We start from the raw sequence: 13,804 nt of genomic DNA on the forward strand, positions 1-13,804 counted from the left end.
ACGCACATCATCCACTGTGCCGCCAGATGGCCCGACCACGCCGCAAAATCCATCCATAGGCAAAGGCACAAGCAACGGCAGTCAAGTTTCCCCTCCCGTCGCCAGACAGGTTCAAATCACGGCCACGCCCGTGCGCAAGGAGACCGAGACTCGCCCCATCGCCCCGCCCAGCCAGGCTGACCACTCCAAAGGAAGCAGCCACGACAGGCCGGAGCGATGCAGCGATTACCCATTACTTACAGCATGCGAAAAAGAAATCATTCACAGCATCGCAGTTGCAATCAACTCCGCACCACGAAACGGTCCTACGCTGTTTGCCAATGAGAATGATGGCGGAGACGAAATCCGCCGAAGTATGGTCCGGCAGGGTCTAGAAGCGTCCACCGTTAACTATTTATATCAGATACTTACGCAATTTTTCGTCCAGATGGGTCTTGATAAATCCCCCTGCATCCGCCCATATTGCGTGGGTAGAGCATGGGTAGAGGATTAGCCCGATGGCAAAGAAGATCACGAAGCTTGAAGTTGACGCATTCGACAAACGCGGTCGGCTGTTGGTGTCCGAAGGGCTTTACCTGCAAGTGTCGAAGTGGGGCACGAAGTCTTGGGAATTTAGGTTCACGTTGGACGGTCGCACCCGCAGCATGGGGCTAGGCTCATACCCGAAAATTTCGCTGGCAGATGCACGCGCCAAGGTGAAGTTGCTAGCCGCCGACGTAGAAAACGGCATTGACCCCATAGAGGTCAAACAAGCCAAGCGGCGGGCGAAGGCCAAGGCCGAAAAGCCCATGACGTTCGCCGAAGCGGCTTCGGCCTACATAGACGCGAAAGTTGACGTAGACGAAGGCGGCTTCAAGAACCCCAAACACCGCCAGCAATGGCGCAACACGATTGAAACCTACGCCAACCCCATTATCGGCAACGTGCCAGTAGCCGACGTGAACACCGATCTTGTCTTGAAGGTGCTGCAACAGGAAACGAAGGCACGGGGCAAGGCCGGGCCACTGTGGAACACGAAGACCGAAACCGCGTCGCGCCTTCGTGGCCGCATTGAAAAGGTGCTTTCTTGGGCCGCATTTCGCGGTCTTCGGGCAAAGGGCGACAACCCGGCCCGCTGGAAAGGGCACTTGGAAACCGAACTTATCGCACGCAAAGACCTGCGAAAGCCGAAGCACCATGCGGCGTTGCCCTATGCCGAAGTCGGCGCATTCATGGACGACTTGCGCAAGCGCGAAGGCGTAGCAGCGCGGGCGCTGGAATTCAGCATTTTGACCGCCGCACGTTCCGGCGAAGTGCGCGGCGCGACTTGGGTCGAAATCGACCTTGAAGCGAAGGTTTGGACTATCGACGGTTCCCGCATGAAGGCGGGCAAGGAACACCGCGTAGCCCTATGCGACGAAGCCGTTGCATTGTTGAAAGCGTTGCCGCGCGAAGAAGGCAACCCGCTTGTGTTTGTCGGCACCGCGAAGACGGGCGGGCTTTCCGAAAACGCCATGAACAACGTGCTTGGCAGCATGGACCGCAGCGAACTCACGCAACACGGTTTCCGCTCTACCTTCCGCGATTGGGCTGGCGAAACGACCGCACACCCGCGCGAAGTGATTGAACACGCCCTTGCCCACAGCCTGAAAGACAAGGCGGAAGCCGCCTATGCGCGGGGAACGCTCATGGCGAAGCGGGCGCGGCTCATGGCCGATTGGGGCCGCTATTGCGGCATTGTGCAGCCCAAGAGCGGCGACGGCGACAACGTGGTTGCCATGCGTTCGGGGGCTGTGTGATGGCCCGCGCAGGATCAACTGAACGCCAAGCTGCTGTGCTGCTGCATGAGGCAACGACCGGGGCGCGGCCCGATGCGGCGGCGGGGCTGTTGGCCCTTGCTGCGGACTATTTGCGCAGCGGCGGCACAATGCCCGAAGCCTTGGCGATGTTTCTTGCCAATGCCCTAGACGAAGCCGCACGCGCCGAAGCACCGGAAAGAGGCAACGTCCTTGCCCGCGAACTTCGGATCAAACACAGCGCCAACGCGCCAACGAAGGGCCGCAAGTTTGACGTGTTCCTTGCGGTAGCCAAGCACGACGCTATGTCGCCGAAGCCATTGGAAAAGGAACTTGTATCCGAAGTCATGCAAGCCCTTAGCGTATCCGAGCGCACCGCGCGGCAACGCATTTCCGAAGCCCGCGTGGGCATGGCTAACGCCCCTATTCAGTCAAGCGAATAAGGCTGCAAATACCCCCTGACTTTCTGCATTTGGCTTTCGTTTCAATGCCCTGCGTGCTGCGGCATGGTCCTTTCCATACCGATCCATAGTGATCCTGAAAGGAACCCACCATGAACGCCCATACGACCCCCGAACCGTCCGACCCGAACGCCCTTGTGCGACTGCCCGGTGTGATCGCCCTAACGGGCATGGGCCGGGCCACCATCTACGACTTCATGCAGCGCGGCTTGTTCCCGCAGCCGATCAAGCTTGGCCCGAAGCTGGCGGCATGGCCCGCCGACGAAATTTCCAAGATCAACGCGGCGCGTATCGCCGGGAAGTCGCACGACGAAATCAAGGTGCTTGTGACCGCGCTCATGGATAGCCGCAAAGACCGGGCGTAGCCATTCGGCGGATCACTATTCCGCCTAAGCGTCGCAATAACTACACAATAACAGAGTGCTAGAGGTAACGCGCCAACGGGCGAACGTCTACCCACGCACCTACCCACAGGCACGGCCCGAAATGACAGCGTATCCGTTTAACAGCCCACCACCCGGCCTACTAGGCGAACTGGCGAACTTCATATTCAGCGCCGCCCGGCGTCCTGTGCCTGAAATCGCCGTCGCAGGCGCAATCGCATATCTGGCAGGCGTGACCGGGCGGGCGTTCAACGTGTCCGATACCGGGTTGAACCAATACGTTCTGTTGGTCGCAGGCACCGGGCGCGGGAAGGAAGGCGCACGCAGCGGCGTTCAACGGTTCATCGCGCACGCCTGTAGCGACGCATGGCACGACGGCGGCATTCCGAACCAATTGCCGACGCTAGACGACTACACCGGGCCAGCGGACATAGCGTCGGGGCAAGCCCTTATCCGACACGTAGGCGTGCAGCGCAGTTGTTCCGCATTCCTTGGCGAATTCGGCTTCACCATGCAGCGGCTAAGCGACCCAAGGGCTTCGGCAAGTGACCGAATGCTGTTGAAGGTGCTGTTGGACATATACCATTTGAGCGGCGAAACTGGCGCCCTTAACCCGACGATCTACAGCGAAAAGGACAAGAACACAGCCGCCGTAAAAAGCCCGGCTTTCAGCCTCTACGGCGAAACGTCGCCGGGCACGCTCTACGACGGCACAAGCGAACGTATGATCGTCAACGGGTTCTTGCCGCGCTTCCTGCCGATCTTTTACGAAGGGGCGCGGGTTCCGCATAACGCCGATGCCAAAGGCGCGGTGCCCACAGTTGACACCATGCGGCGATTTGCCGAACTGATAGGGCACTGTGCACACCTGAATTCGCACAACGAAGTCGTGCATGTCGCGGTGTCCGACGAAGCATGGCCCTTCATTGCCGAAGACGGCGAATTGACCGCCACGCCGACGCGATAATCAATGACGAAGGGTCGTCGCCCGTCACAAAGGAACTTTGGAACCGGGCGCAGTTGAAGGCTATCAAGCTTGCCGCCTTGGTCGCTGTGGGCAGGGATCATAAAGCCCCGGTTATCACCCTTGCCGACGCGCAATGGGCTTACGCGGTCGTCAAGCACGGTATCGTCACGCTTGCCGACAAGTTCGATAGCGGCGAAGTCGGTTCCACGACCGACGACGCAACCCAAAAGGAAGTATTAGCCGCAACCATCCGCCATTACCTGACAAGCGATTATCAGGCACTTGGCGAATATTGCCGCGCGTCGCGCCAAATGCACGCCGACCACATAATTCCGCTATCGTATATTCAACAGCGGCTTTTGCAGCACAGGGCTTTCAAGAACGACCGGACGAAGGCCAATGACGCACTTAAGCGCACGATCCAAAGCTTTATCGACGCGGGCGACCTGCAAGAGTTGGGGCGCGGCGACATGGAAAAATACGGGAAGCGCGGCAAGGCTTACGGAACAAGCAATGCAGCGGGCTTTGTCAAAATGGCGGAACCCGAACCCACCAACAAAGGCAAGGCCGCATTCTTCGACGCGCCGCCGTCGGGGTAAAGATGTGTAGTCCCTGTAGTGAAAGTGTAGTTCCGGTAAGTGTCTGAAATTGCATAGTAAAGTTTGTAGTGCCTGTAGTGCGCGAAATCACCCCGCCAGCCCCAAAATAAAAGAGAGGGAGATACCTACTACATACTACACTTACTTATTTGTTTTTATTTTCAATGACTTACTTCTAGTGCAGCTAGCCCCAACACCAACTACAACGAACGACCAACGCAGAAAGGAACGAACCCATGACGAATTACACGCCCTTTCACGACCCCATTGTGCATAGCCGATTGACCGAACTTTTCGACTTGGCGGAAGAAGAACTTGTGTCACAAGGCTTCTGCGCACCCGACGACGTAGAACAACACTTGTTCGACCGCTATATTGAAGCCGTAAACACCAATATGTCGGGTTGTTCGCAGTATCTATTGACCGAAGAACAATGCGCAGCCGAAAGCTTCATTATCGACCTGTGCGCTTTCGTGCAGAAACCCGGCCTTGCGGGGAAGGCATGGAAAATGGCGGCACAACTCATGTGCCAGCCAACAATCTATTTCAGGAACTACCTTCAAATGTTGACGACGGCGTATGTGAACACCCTACGCGAAGTCGAAGACGCGTTGGCCTTGCGGCATAGCGGCGTGTTCTTGTTGGCAGCGGCGGCGCTTCCCGGTTGGTATCACGACGCACGCCGCGAACTTCGACGCCGGGGCTACCGATTTGACCCAACGCTTGTGTCGGACGAACTTAGCGCACAGCGCGTTCGGGCGATTGAGGGGTTGCCGCCTGTGGGCAAGGGCAGAAAGCGCATTTCAAGGCGACCGCCGTAGCGTGTGGCGGAGCGTTTTTCCGCCGCGACATATTGATATTGCTTGGTATTTTTAGGTCTCAAGCATTCTACCCATGATCTACCCCTAATTTTCATCGCACTTGGCGTCCGAAGCGACCCGGCGAAGCAAGCCAAAGCGCCCTTTCTTCGCGTTGTGAATCAATAACTTATCCATATCAGTCTAATTTCAATTGACCGTCCGAATTCGTTTGACGGGCCGAAATCGACCCGGCTTAGCTGCCGATAACACGCCCATAACGGGCCGGAATTGACGGGTTCAGGTAATGGAAAACGCAGCACCTACAGCGGCATGGGGCAACACCCCCCACCCCCAAGAGGGGAAAGCCCGTCGTGTGCGCGTGAAGCTGGATAGCGTGACCGACGCCCGCAAGGAAATGGCAAAGCTTTACCGCGAAGCCCGCGCCGGGAAAATCGACGTGCAGGACGCAAGCCGCTTGGCAAATATCCTCATGCTTATCGGTCGCATGATTGAAGGAAGCGACTTTGAGCGCCGCCTAGAAGCCCTTGAAGCGGGGGAACGGTAATGGCCCGCCGCGCAATCGCCGCACGCCTGAAACGGCTGGAAACCCGCAACCGACCGCCCGTCCGCGTTCACGGGTCCGTCGCGCGGTTCACGCCGCAAGGCCAGCTTATCGGCACCATGCCGAAGGGGTCGTGCATGATCGTGACCGACCACGGGTCCGACGACGAATGGCAGGCCGCGCTTTTGGCGCAGCAAGCCCGACTTATCAACGAAGCAAGCGAAACAATCGCAGAAGAAGAAGGAAATAGGCACAATGCGTAGCGTCATGGGAAGCCCCGCAATCGGGCACGCGGAAGGGAATAGCGTTCATCTTGTTCCGTCGCGGGCAAACACGATCCAGAACTTGCGCACGAACACTTGGCTGCGCATCAAGCTTGGCGACCCGGAAAAGCTTCCGAGCGTGAAAAACGACCTTGAAGCCCTGTTTTCCAAGGTCACGGCGACGACCGAAAAGGCACAGAAGCTTGCGGGCGACCGGACGCGCAACAAGGCGCAACAGCACATGGCCGCGCACGAACTTGCCGTGCAGCTTTCCAGCGACCTGCGGCGGCACGCCCAAATCTTCGGGAAGAAGGCCAACGAACTCAAAGACGACGAGCAGGCCGTCGCCGACGAAATCCTTGGGCCGCGCGACAACTACGGCTACCTGCAATCCGAAATCCGGGGCTGGATCAGGGACCAAATCAAGACCCCGGAAGGGATGCAGAAGGTATCCAACGCCTACAAGGTGGGTTTGCAGGTCGCGTCTACCATCTATTCGTCGCCGTCGTTTCTCATGGATATGACCGACCAATTGCATTCGACCATGCGCCTGAAAGCCGTCGAACTTTTCGCGCCGACCGGCTTCAAGCTGTTGAATGAAGGCGTCGAACTTGCCGACAAGGTGCAGAACTACGAACGCGTCGTAGGCGACGTGCATTCGTCCTACTATTCGCACGAAGTCGTTGAAGCGGCACAGGCAAGCCGCGTCGAAGTATAATGACCGCCGCTACGGACATAACAAAGCTGGTCGCATGGATTGCGGCCAGTAGCCCGGCGAAGCGGCCCGCGCCTATGCATGGCTATGTGCAGGTGCCGCCCTATGCGTGCCTGTGGCCGGTTGACCCCGCCGTTGCGGCCTACCCCGATTGGAGCGGGCTAGGGGAGCGTCAGTTGCCCATGTGCTTGCCCACAGCCGGCCTAGCCGCCCCGGTGATGGATCAGCGCCTAGGTTGGTCCTGTGCGGCCCTGCCAGCCGTTTCCGAGCGCCTGCACCACATCTTGCACCATGTGCCGGAAAGCCGATGGGACGTGCCCGGCGTCCTTGCTGTGGGCATCGCTTCGCCTGCGACCACGATCAACGCCGCGTTGGCCGCCGAAGGCTTGTCCGTAGACCTGACCGAAAACGCCTTGCTCGCCGTCCCGCTCTACACCGTCACCGCGTCGGATCGTGCCCGCACACTAGAGGTTTGCCGCAGCACCTACGCCGTCGCCGCCTGACGCAAGTTCCCTTAAGTGCCAAGGGCAACTGACCCCGGTTTGCGTGCACCGACGCAAGCCGGGGTTTCTTTTAATAGAAAGTGAGCAATCTCAGCACTTTGTCGTCGGGCCGATATTCCAAAGCGGCCATAAGGCGAAATGGCTCTCCGTCTTCGTCCGGCACTTCAATGACTATGCTGAACTTGGTGACGTTGTGTTCTGCAAGATACGACATATTGTATATGTAGTTGGATCGCAGTTTCCCACGGATTATTTCCTGCAAATCTTGCGTCGAAACATCACTAAGACCGGCATGGTGAAGCGAACCTGCCTTAGCCGTTTTGATATATTCAAGCTTTGCATCTTCAACCTGAACGTCGAACCCATCTAAAGTTGAAGGCGAGGCATTAACCGAATTGATTGCCATTTCTCTGTCGGCTTCAAAGCCGTCGAATACAGGGCTTTCAATCTTATACGACAGCAACACGCCCTCCAAGTCTGAGCGAATGCTAATACACTCATAGCCGTTTTCTTCGAAGGGCATTCCCGACATGTTCACGTTGTCCGCGTCGTCGCGGTCGTCTTCGTGTCCTTGAATGATCTTTCTTCCAGCCTTCACGCAAAAATTGACCAGTTTCATTGAAAGTAGCGTCTTGAAAAAAGAGTGGTAGGTCGTGTTTGCACAACCCACATACGGTTCATAGTCTATCAGACCGTCCGCAAGCTTTTGGAACGCAGTGTCCGTCAAGTTGTTGATGTAGACCACGTAGAATTGGCTGCTATGCCGATAGTCAATGCGACGCACCGGGCAAACCGCCTCGCAGAAGGCTTCGTAAAGGGTCTCTTGTTGGCTGTTGCTTCCGATGTAGTCGCCAACCAAAATGCTGTTCTTGGTTCTTGGATCGAGCAACGGAATGATCCGTTCAAACACTTGGTAGCCATACCAGCTATCTTCAATCTGCATCGTGTCGAAGATCAAAGCTATCTCAAGCTTTTCGCGGTCGGGCACTAGCGCTGCACGCAGGTCGTCGTAGTTGACACCCTTAGACTTCAACGTCCGTGCAACTTGGGCACGCATCCCCTGTATCTCAAGCAGCATCCGATCCGGGGACAGCCCAAAGTAGTCGCGAATAACCTCTAGCATCCCGTTGCCACGTGCGTTCAGGGTATGGATCGGTAGAATTTTTGACGCCAAATTTTCACCTCTCTCCGCACATCTTACCCTGAAAATCGCATGGGTAGCTCATGGGTAGGATTGACTGATCGCCAATTTATCCAATAAAATCAATGGGTAATGGCGGAGACGAAGGGATTCGAACCCTCGAGACGGTTTCCCGCCTACTCCCTTAGCAGGGGAGCGCCTTCGACCACTCGGCCACGTCTCCGTCGCCCTGTCTATGCGCCAAGGCGCGGGCGAACAAGCCCTTTTTGTGACAGAGCCGCAAAATCGCGTAATCCCTTGTTATTGCAAACGTACCCCGGTTCCGCTTCGACTCTTTCAGCCACACTCGGCACCGCAATGTTAGCGTGTTCTCAGGATGTTCACCAGTTTCGACACGTGGCTGCAACGGGGCTTTCCCCGGAACTCTTACGCCCCTCTGCCTGTCCCTTCTTGCAGAAACCTCAGCGCTTCTGCCTCCATCCCTGCCAGGGTGGGCAGTTGGCGCGCGTCTCTTTCGACGCCCGGAAAGCTTGTTCCGAAATGCGAAGGTCGTGCATTCCAAAGATCGGAAATCCGCCAAAGGCCCTCAGCCCTGCGCAGGATGGCCACTGATGGGATCGGCGCGCCGACCAGTACTGCCCCCGTCACCATGCGGGTCTTATGTGCCGCCACGATCGTCTGGCCGTCGTAAAACCATCCCGAAACGCAATTGGCCAGATAGGTTTGCAGATCGAGGTGCAGCATTCTTTGCCGCACAGCTTCGAACACGGGACGCATGTGACAATCCCCAGGGATCAGGTGCACCGCATCGGTGCAGATCATTCGGAAAGGATACTGAAAACAGGCACAATACCCGGAGAAATCATCGGACATCAGCGCATCTTGCGCCGTCTTCAACAGGTCCTCATGAACCTGCATGGCGTCAGCGCGGCTTTGCCCGCCGCCGAGCTTTCCCAAGAAACCTTGTTTCGACACAACTATTTACCCGACCAAGCAACTTTCTTTCGTCCCGATCCTAGAACGAAAAAGTCACAAACCCGCGCCGCAATTCGTGCCACTAGGCGCACGGATCGCGCTTTTCTCTAGAATGGCAGTCGCCGGGCAACAACCAATAGCCAAGTCCCGAAACAAGCCCTTGCATTGCCCGAAAAATGGGCGATGCCAAGGAAAGAGCCGCTGTTCCGGCTTCAATCAGGGCGGCAGATCTCTCCTCGGGTCATACCCAGACCGGTGCGCAGGACAAGGCCAAAAATGATCACAATCAAGGCCGCCAAGGCGCCTGTTCCCATCAATCCATGCAGATCGGTTTCGGCAAGAGAGGCGTAGCGAAAGCAAGAGATCGTCAGCGCCGCAACCGGAAAACTGAGCGCCCACCATGACAAGGCGAACGGCCCGCGCAACCGTTGCACCAGCTGCACCATGACGAGTGCGGAAAACACCCATGCGGAATTGAACAGAATGCGGGCGACCCCGTCCAGAACGCCCCCGTTCAGCGCGACATAGGACAGAAATGCCACCGCGGGCGGTGCGACCAGAATGGCCAGCGTCGGTTGCAGCTTGCCGGGCAACGGGGCTTCGGTGATCAGACGTTGCAACAGGATCGGCAACAGCGCTGCCCAAAAGACCATGCCCGCCGCAAAGAACAGCCACGACACGTCGACAAACCCAAGCGGCACCCCAGCGACTGGCACCACGACATTGCCAACAGCGGGGATGAACCACGCCGGGGTGACCTGCCCCAACCCAAAGCCGCGCGGCCCGATCCATGTCGAAATCACCGCCAAGGCCAAACCGGCCTGCAACAGTGCCCCTACCCCCCAAAGCACAAGGGCCGCCTGCCCCCACTCAAACCGCAGCCCGCTGGCCACCAGCATCAAGGAAATCGGGATAGCCGGAAAAAAGTTGAGCTTTACCGGATGCTGCCACTCTTCTGCGACGGCCCGCGGATAAAGCAGGGCCTTTACAAGGTAGAAACCTGCAATCGCCACCAGATCCATGACCGCGACGGCAAGGGCCACTCGGGGCGCGAATGCCCCCCAACCAAAATGACTTGCCGCCGCATGCATCGCCAAGGCCAAGCCTGACAGTCCCATCACGCTGGCGAACAGGGTGATCGGAAAATGCGCCAGCTTTTGTTGGGGCGCGAGCTGAGGCGAGGTATTGGTCAGATCGGTCATGGATGGCTCCGGATACATATATTCGCTTTGGAATATCTGGCGCCAGAGCGCGTTGACCTGAATCAAACAGGTCCAGCGCTAACCTTTTGTTCGCGGTTTTCTGGGAGCCTCCGCACGTCCAAGACGTGGGAGCACAACCATGCCCGATAAATTGCCCGTCGATACCTCTGCCACGGCCATGCAAATGGCCGACGCCATGTTCGGCAGCGGAATCCAGATCCAGTCGGCCAGTTATACCGGGGCGGATGTGGCCTCTGGCATCTATACCGACGGCGATGCCATTGCGCCGGACCTGACACCGACGGACAGCGGAGTGATCCTGTCAACTGGCAAGGCCACGGATGTCACCAGCGGCGGCAGCGACGTCAACACCTCTGCCGGAACGACCACCGTCAACCAGACCGCAGGGGACAGCGACCTGACGGCTGTCTCCGGGCAGGCAACCTATGATGCAGCGGTGCTGGAGGCGGAGTTCATCCCAGAGGGCAGCACATTGACGATGCAAATCGTCTTTTCCTCAGAGGAATACCTGGAATACGTCAACTCGGGCTTTAACGACGCGGTCGGGATCTGGGTCAACGGTGAGCCGGCCGAACTGACCGTCGGCACCGGCGACGTGACCATCAACAACATCAACGACCAGTCGAATTCCAACCTCTACGTCGACAACGCCCAGAACGCCGATACCTATAACACGCAGATGGATGGCTTCACCGTCACCCTGACGCTCAAGGCGCCGGTCAATCCGGGAGAGGTGAACACGATCAAGATCGGCATCGCCGATGGTGGCGACAGCGCCTATGACAGCAACCTTCTGATCGCCGGCGACAGCATCCAGACCGCCCTTGTGGCCGGGGACGATGAAATCGATGTGCAGCTTGGTCAGGGCGTCGAAATCGACCTTCTGGCAAACGATACCAGCGCGGCAGGCGGCGCGCTGACGATCACGCATATCAACGGTCAACCGGTGGAAATCGGCGATTCCGTGCAACTCTCAACCGGGGAGGTCGTCGAACTGACCGCGGATGGCCTGATTATGGCCTCTTCCGGCGCGGATATCGGCGCCAATATCTTTTCTTATACGGTGGCCGACGCAGAGGGGAACACCGACGTCGGCTTTGTCACCGTCAACACCACGGCCCCCTGCTTTACCGCGGGCACGTTGATTGAAACGCCGGACGGCCCCGTGCGGGTCGAGGACCTGTCGCCCGGGGACAAGGTGCTGACGCTGGATCACGGTGCGCAGCGGGTGAAATGGATCGGCAGATCGGAACGCCGCGCCGCTGGGCCGGACGCCCCCGTGGAAATCGCGGCAGGTGCTTTCGGGGCCACGCGCGCCACACGTGTTTCCCCACAGCATCGCTTGCTGGTGCGGGACCTGCGTGCCACGCTGCTTTTTGGCGGGGAAGAGGTTCTGGTTTGCGCGCGGGACCTTGTTGATGGCAAGGATCTGCGGCTTTGTGAGGACGGGACGCCTGTAACCTACATCCACCTGCTGTTCGACCGGCATGAGATCGTGACTGCCGATGGTGTACAAAGCGAAAGCTTTTTGCCGGGGCCGGAAACCCTGACCAGTTTCGACGCCGATCTGCTGGACGAGTTGCAACGCTTGCTGCGGCAGGACCGGCGTGCCGCGATGCGCGCCGCCCGGCCTTGTCTGCGCCGGCAAGAGGCGATTCTGCTAAAGGCGCTCCGGGCCAGAACCGCAGCCTGAGCGCCCCGCGGTCAGGTGTTGAAGAGAAAGTGCAGGACGTCGCCGTCCTTGACTTCATACCCCTTGCCCTCGGCCCGCATCTTGCCTGCATCCTTGGCCCCGGTCTCGCCGTTGCAGGTCAGGTAATCATCGTAGCCGATGGTTTCCGCGCGGATGAAACCACGTTCGAAATCGCCGTGGATCACGCCTGCCGCCTGCGGTGCCAACGTGCCCTTGCGGATGGTCCAGGCGCGCGCTTCCTTGGGGCCGACGGTGAAATAGGTCTGAAGACCCAACAGTTCGTAGCCCGCCTTGATCAACCGGTCCAGCCCGGCCTCTTGCAACCCCAGTTCGCCCAGGAACTCGGTTGCTTCCTCGGCGTCCAGCTGGCTGATCTCTTCCTCGATCTTGGCAGAGATCACCACATGCGCATTGCCCTGCGATGCGGCCATTTCGCCCACGCGGGCCGACAGGGCGTTGCCCTCTGCCGCGTCACCTTCGTCCACGTTGCAGACGTACAGCACCGGCTTGGAGGTCAGAAGTTGCAGCATCCGCCACGCCTTGAGATCCTCGCCGTCCACTTCGACCACGCGGGCGGGTTTGCCATCTTCAAGCGCGGCCAGCGCCATTTTCATCAGGCGCTCCTGCTGAATGGCTTCCTTGTCGCCGCCGCGCACCTTGCGGACGATGTTCTGCAACCGCTTTTCCAGCGATTCCATATCGGCGATGATCAGCTCGGTCTCGATGGTCTCGGCATCGGCCACGGGATCGACCCGCCCGTCAACATGGGTGACATCGTCATCCTCGAAGCAGCGCAGCACATGCGCGATGGCATCGACTTCGCGGATGTTGGCAAGGAACTGGTTGCCCAGCCCTTCGCCCTTCGAGGCCCCTTTGACCAGACCGGCGATGTCGACAAAGGTCATGCGCGTCGGAATGATCTGCTTGGACGCCGCGATTTCGGCCAGTTTGTCCAGCCGCGTGTCCGGCACCGCCACATCCCCCACGTTGGGTTCGATGGTGCAGAACGGGAAGTTCGCCGCCTGCGCCGCTGCCGTCTTGGTCAGCGCGTTGAACAGCGTCGACTTGCCCACGTTGGGCAGCCCCACGATTCCCATCCGAAAGCCCATTGGGCACCTCCATCTAGAATGACGGGCCGCTTCTAGTCGGGCACAGGCAAGGACGCAAGCGGGCAAAGGAAAACCCCTCTTCCGCCGCACGGGAAGAGGGGTCGATACGTGCCAGACGTGGCTGCGCGCGATCAGCCGAAACGGTTGGGGCCCGGGGTCGGCTTCTGCACGAAGAAATACAGCAGAACGAGGATCCCGATCAGCGGCACGAGGATGATCAGATACCACCAGCCCGATTTGTCGATGTCATGCAGGCGGCGCACACCGATGGCGATGCCCGGGATCAACGTGATCAGCGAAAACAGCGGGTTGACGATCGGCATGCCGATCATGGCGTCGATAACGCCGGTCACTAGGCCGATCAGCAGCAGGCCAAGCGCTGCCCACCAATATTCCCCCCGGTTCGAGCGGCCTTCGAAATTGATGTAATTGGAAAAGAAAAGCTTGATGGCTTCGCCCATGCCAACCTGACGGTTGTAACCGCCTGCTGCGGATGCGTCGGTCATAATCATGTCTCCTGAAACTGTCCTGTGGTCCCTGAGTGGTACGGACCGTGTCCCCGGTCCGTTGCCCAGAGTTAAAGCATCCGGCCGTTGACCTCTCAATGGTGGAATACCACCAGTGCCCAGAAACTT

At 58.5% G+C, this 13,804-nt stretch carries 16 protein-coding genes and 1 tRNA gene; 11 read left to right on the plus strand and 6 right to left on the minus strand.

The features are described from left to right. Window positions 1-497: 497 nt before the first annotated feature. From KJP30_RS19785 to KJP30_RS19830, 10 genes are all read left to right on the plus strand, one after another. On the plus strand, window positions 498-1,778 hold the full coding sequence (locus tag KJP30_RS19785) for a tyrosine-type recombinase/integrase (protein ID WP_218451100.1): 1,281 nt from the start codon (window positions 498-500) through the stop codon (window positions 1,776-1,778). Beyond that, window positions 1,778-2,218, plus strand: coding sequence for a hypothetical protein (locus tag KJP30_RS19790; RefSeq protein ID WP_218451101.1), 441 nt, complete (start codon window positions 1,778-1,780; stop codon window positions 2,216-2,218). Before KJP30_RS19785 ends, KJP30_RS19790 begins: the two co-directional genes overlap by 1 nt. A gap of 110 nt (window positions 2,219-2,328) precedes the next feature. Further along, window positions 2,329-2,601, plus strand: coding sequence for a helix-turn-helix transcriptional regulator (locus tag KJP30_RS19795; RefSeq protein WP_218451102.1), 273 nt, complete (start codon window positions 2,329-2,331; stop codon window positions 2,599-2,601). 205 nt (window positions 2,602-2,806) lie between these two features. Beyond that, window positions 2,807-3,586, plus strand: coding sequence for a hypothetical protein (locus tag KJP30_RS19800; RefSeq protein ID WP_218451103.1), 780 nt, complete (start codon window positions 2,807-2,809; stop codon window positions 3,584-3,586). Window positions 3,587-3,639: 53 nt separating this feature from the next. Further along, window positions 3,640-4,185: a hypothetical protein gene (locus tag KJP30_RS19805; RefSeq protein ID WP_218451104.1), complete on the plus strand. Its 546-nt coding sequence runs from the start codon at window positions 3,640-3,642 to the stop codon at window positions 4,183-4,185. Window positions 4,186-4,421: 236 nt separating this feature from the next. Continuing rightward, window positions 4,422-5,006 (plus strand): hypothetical protein, encoded by a 585-nt coding sequence (locus tag KJP30_RS19810; protein ID WP_218451105.1) that lies wholly within the window; start codon window positions 4,422-4,424, stop codon window positions 5,004-5,006. Between the two features lie 283 nt (window positions 5,007-5,289). Continuing rightward, window positions 5,290-5,550: a hypothetical protein gene (locus tag KJP30_RS19815; RefSeq protein WP_218451106.1), complete on the plus strand. Its 261-nt coding sequence runs from the start codon at window positions 5,290-5,292 to the stop codon at window positions 5,548-5,550. Next, on the plus strand, window positions 5,550-5,810 hold the full coding sequence (locus KJP30_RS19820) for a hypothetical protein (protein WP_218451107.1): 261 nt from the start codon (window positions 5,550-5,552) through the stop codon (window positions 5,808-5,810). The genes KJP30_RS19815 and KJP30_RS19820 overlap by 1 nt, the downstream gene beginning before the upstream one ends. After that, window positions 5,803-6,528 (plus strand): hypothetical protein, encoded by a 726-nt coding sequence (locus tag KJP30_RS19825; RefSeq protein WP_218451108.1) that lies wholly within the window; start codon window positions 5,803-5,805, stop codon window positions 6,526-6,528. Before KJP30_RS19820 ends, KJP30_RS19825 begins: the two co-directional genes overlap by 8 nt. Before the next feature lie 215 nt (window positions 6,529-6,743). Continuing rightward, window positions 6,744-7,028 (plus strand): ACT domain-containing protein, encoded by a 285-nt coding sequence (locus KJP30_RS19830; RefSeq protein ID WP_218451109.1) that lies wholly within the window; start codon window positions 6,744-6,746, stop codon window positions 7,026-7,028. Window positions 7,029-7,098: 70 nt separating this feature from the next. On the opposite strand, the gene KJP30_RS19835 is transcribed toward KJP30_RS19830, so the two are convergent. The 4 genes from KJP30_RS19835 to KJP30_RS19850 all read right to left on the minus strand — a co-directional run bounded on the left by KJP30_RS19835 (window position 7,099) and on the right by KJP30_RS19850 (window position 10,346). Beyond that, a complete protein-coding gene (locus KJP30_RS19835; RefSeq protein WP_218451110.1) occupies window positions 7,099-8,151 on the minus strand; it encodes a hypothetical protein in 1,053 nt (350 codons plus the stop codon). A gap of 151 nt (window positions 8,152-8,302) precedes the next feature. Then, window positions 8,303-8,392: transfer RNA gene (locus tag KJP30_RS19840), tRNA-Ser, on the minus strand. A gap of 203 nt (window positions 8,393-8,595) precedes the next feature. After that, window positions 8,596-9,126, minus strand: a complete 531-nt coding sequence (locus KJP30_RS19845) for a hypothetical protein (RefSeq protein WP_218451111.1) — start codon at window positions 9,124-9,126, stop codon at window positions 8,596-8,598. 230 nt (window positions 9,127-9,356) lie between these two features. Next, window positions 9,357-10,346, minus strand: a complete 990-nt coding sequence (locus tag KJP30_RS19850) for an SLAC1 anion channel family protein (protein WP_218451112.1) — start codon at window positions 10,344-10,346, stop codon at window positions 9,357-9,359. 139 nt (window positions 10,347-10,485) lie between these two features. On the opposite strand from KJP30_RS19850, the gene KJP30_RS19855 reads away from it, so the two are divergent. Then, the gene (locus KJP30_RS19855) at window positions 10,486-12,060 is read left to right on the plus strand and encodes a choice-of-anchor L domain-containing protein (protein WP_218451113.1); all 1,575 of its coding nucleotides are present in this window, start codon (window positions 10,486-10,488) and stop codon (window positions 12,058-12,060) included. Window positions 12,061-12,071: 11 nt separating this feature from the next. Here KJP30_RS19855 and ychF read toward each other — a convergent pair whose 3' ends face one another. Together ychF and KJP30_RS19865 are read right to left on the minus strand one after the other, a co-directional pair. After that, window positions 12,072-13,169 (minus strand): redox-regulated ATPase YchF, encoded by a 1,098-nt coding sequence (gene ychF / locus KJP30_RS19860; protein WP_218451114.1) that lies wholly within the window; start codon window positions 13,167-13,169, stop codon window positions 12,072-12,074. A gap of 131 nt (window positions 13,170-13,300) precedes the next feature. Continuing rightward, on the minus strand, window positions 13,301-13,675 hold the full coding sequence (locus KJP30_RS19865; protein ID WP_224874607.1) for a DUF805 domain-containing protein: 375 nt from the start codon (window positions 13,673-13,675) through the stop codon (window positions 13,301-13,303). Window positions 13,676-13,804 lie beyond the last annotated feature (129 nt).

Origin of the sequence: Antarctobacter sediminis (assembly GCF_019218285.1) — a bacterium.
GTDB lineage: Bacteria > Pseudomonadota > Alphaproteobacteria > Rhodobacterales > Rhodobacteraceae > Antarctobacter > Antarctobacter sediminis.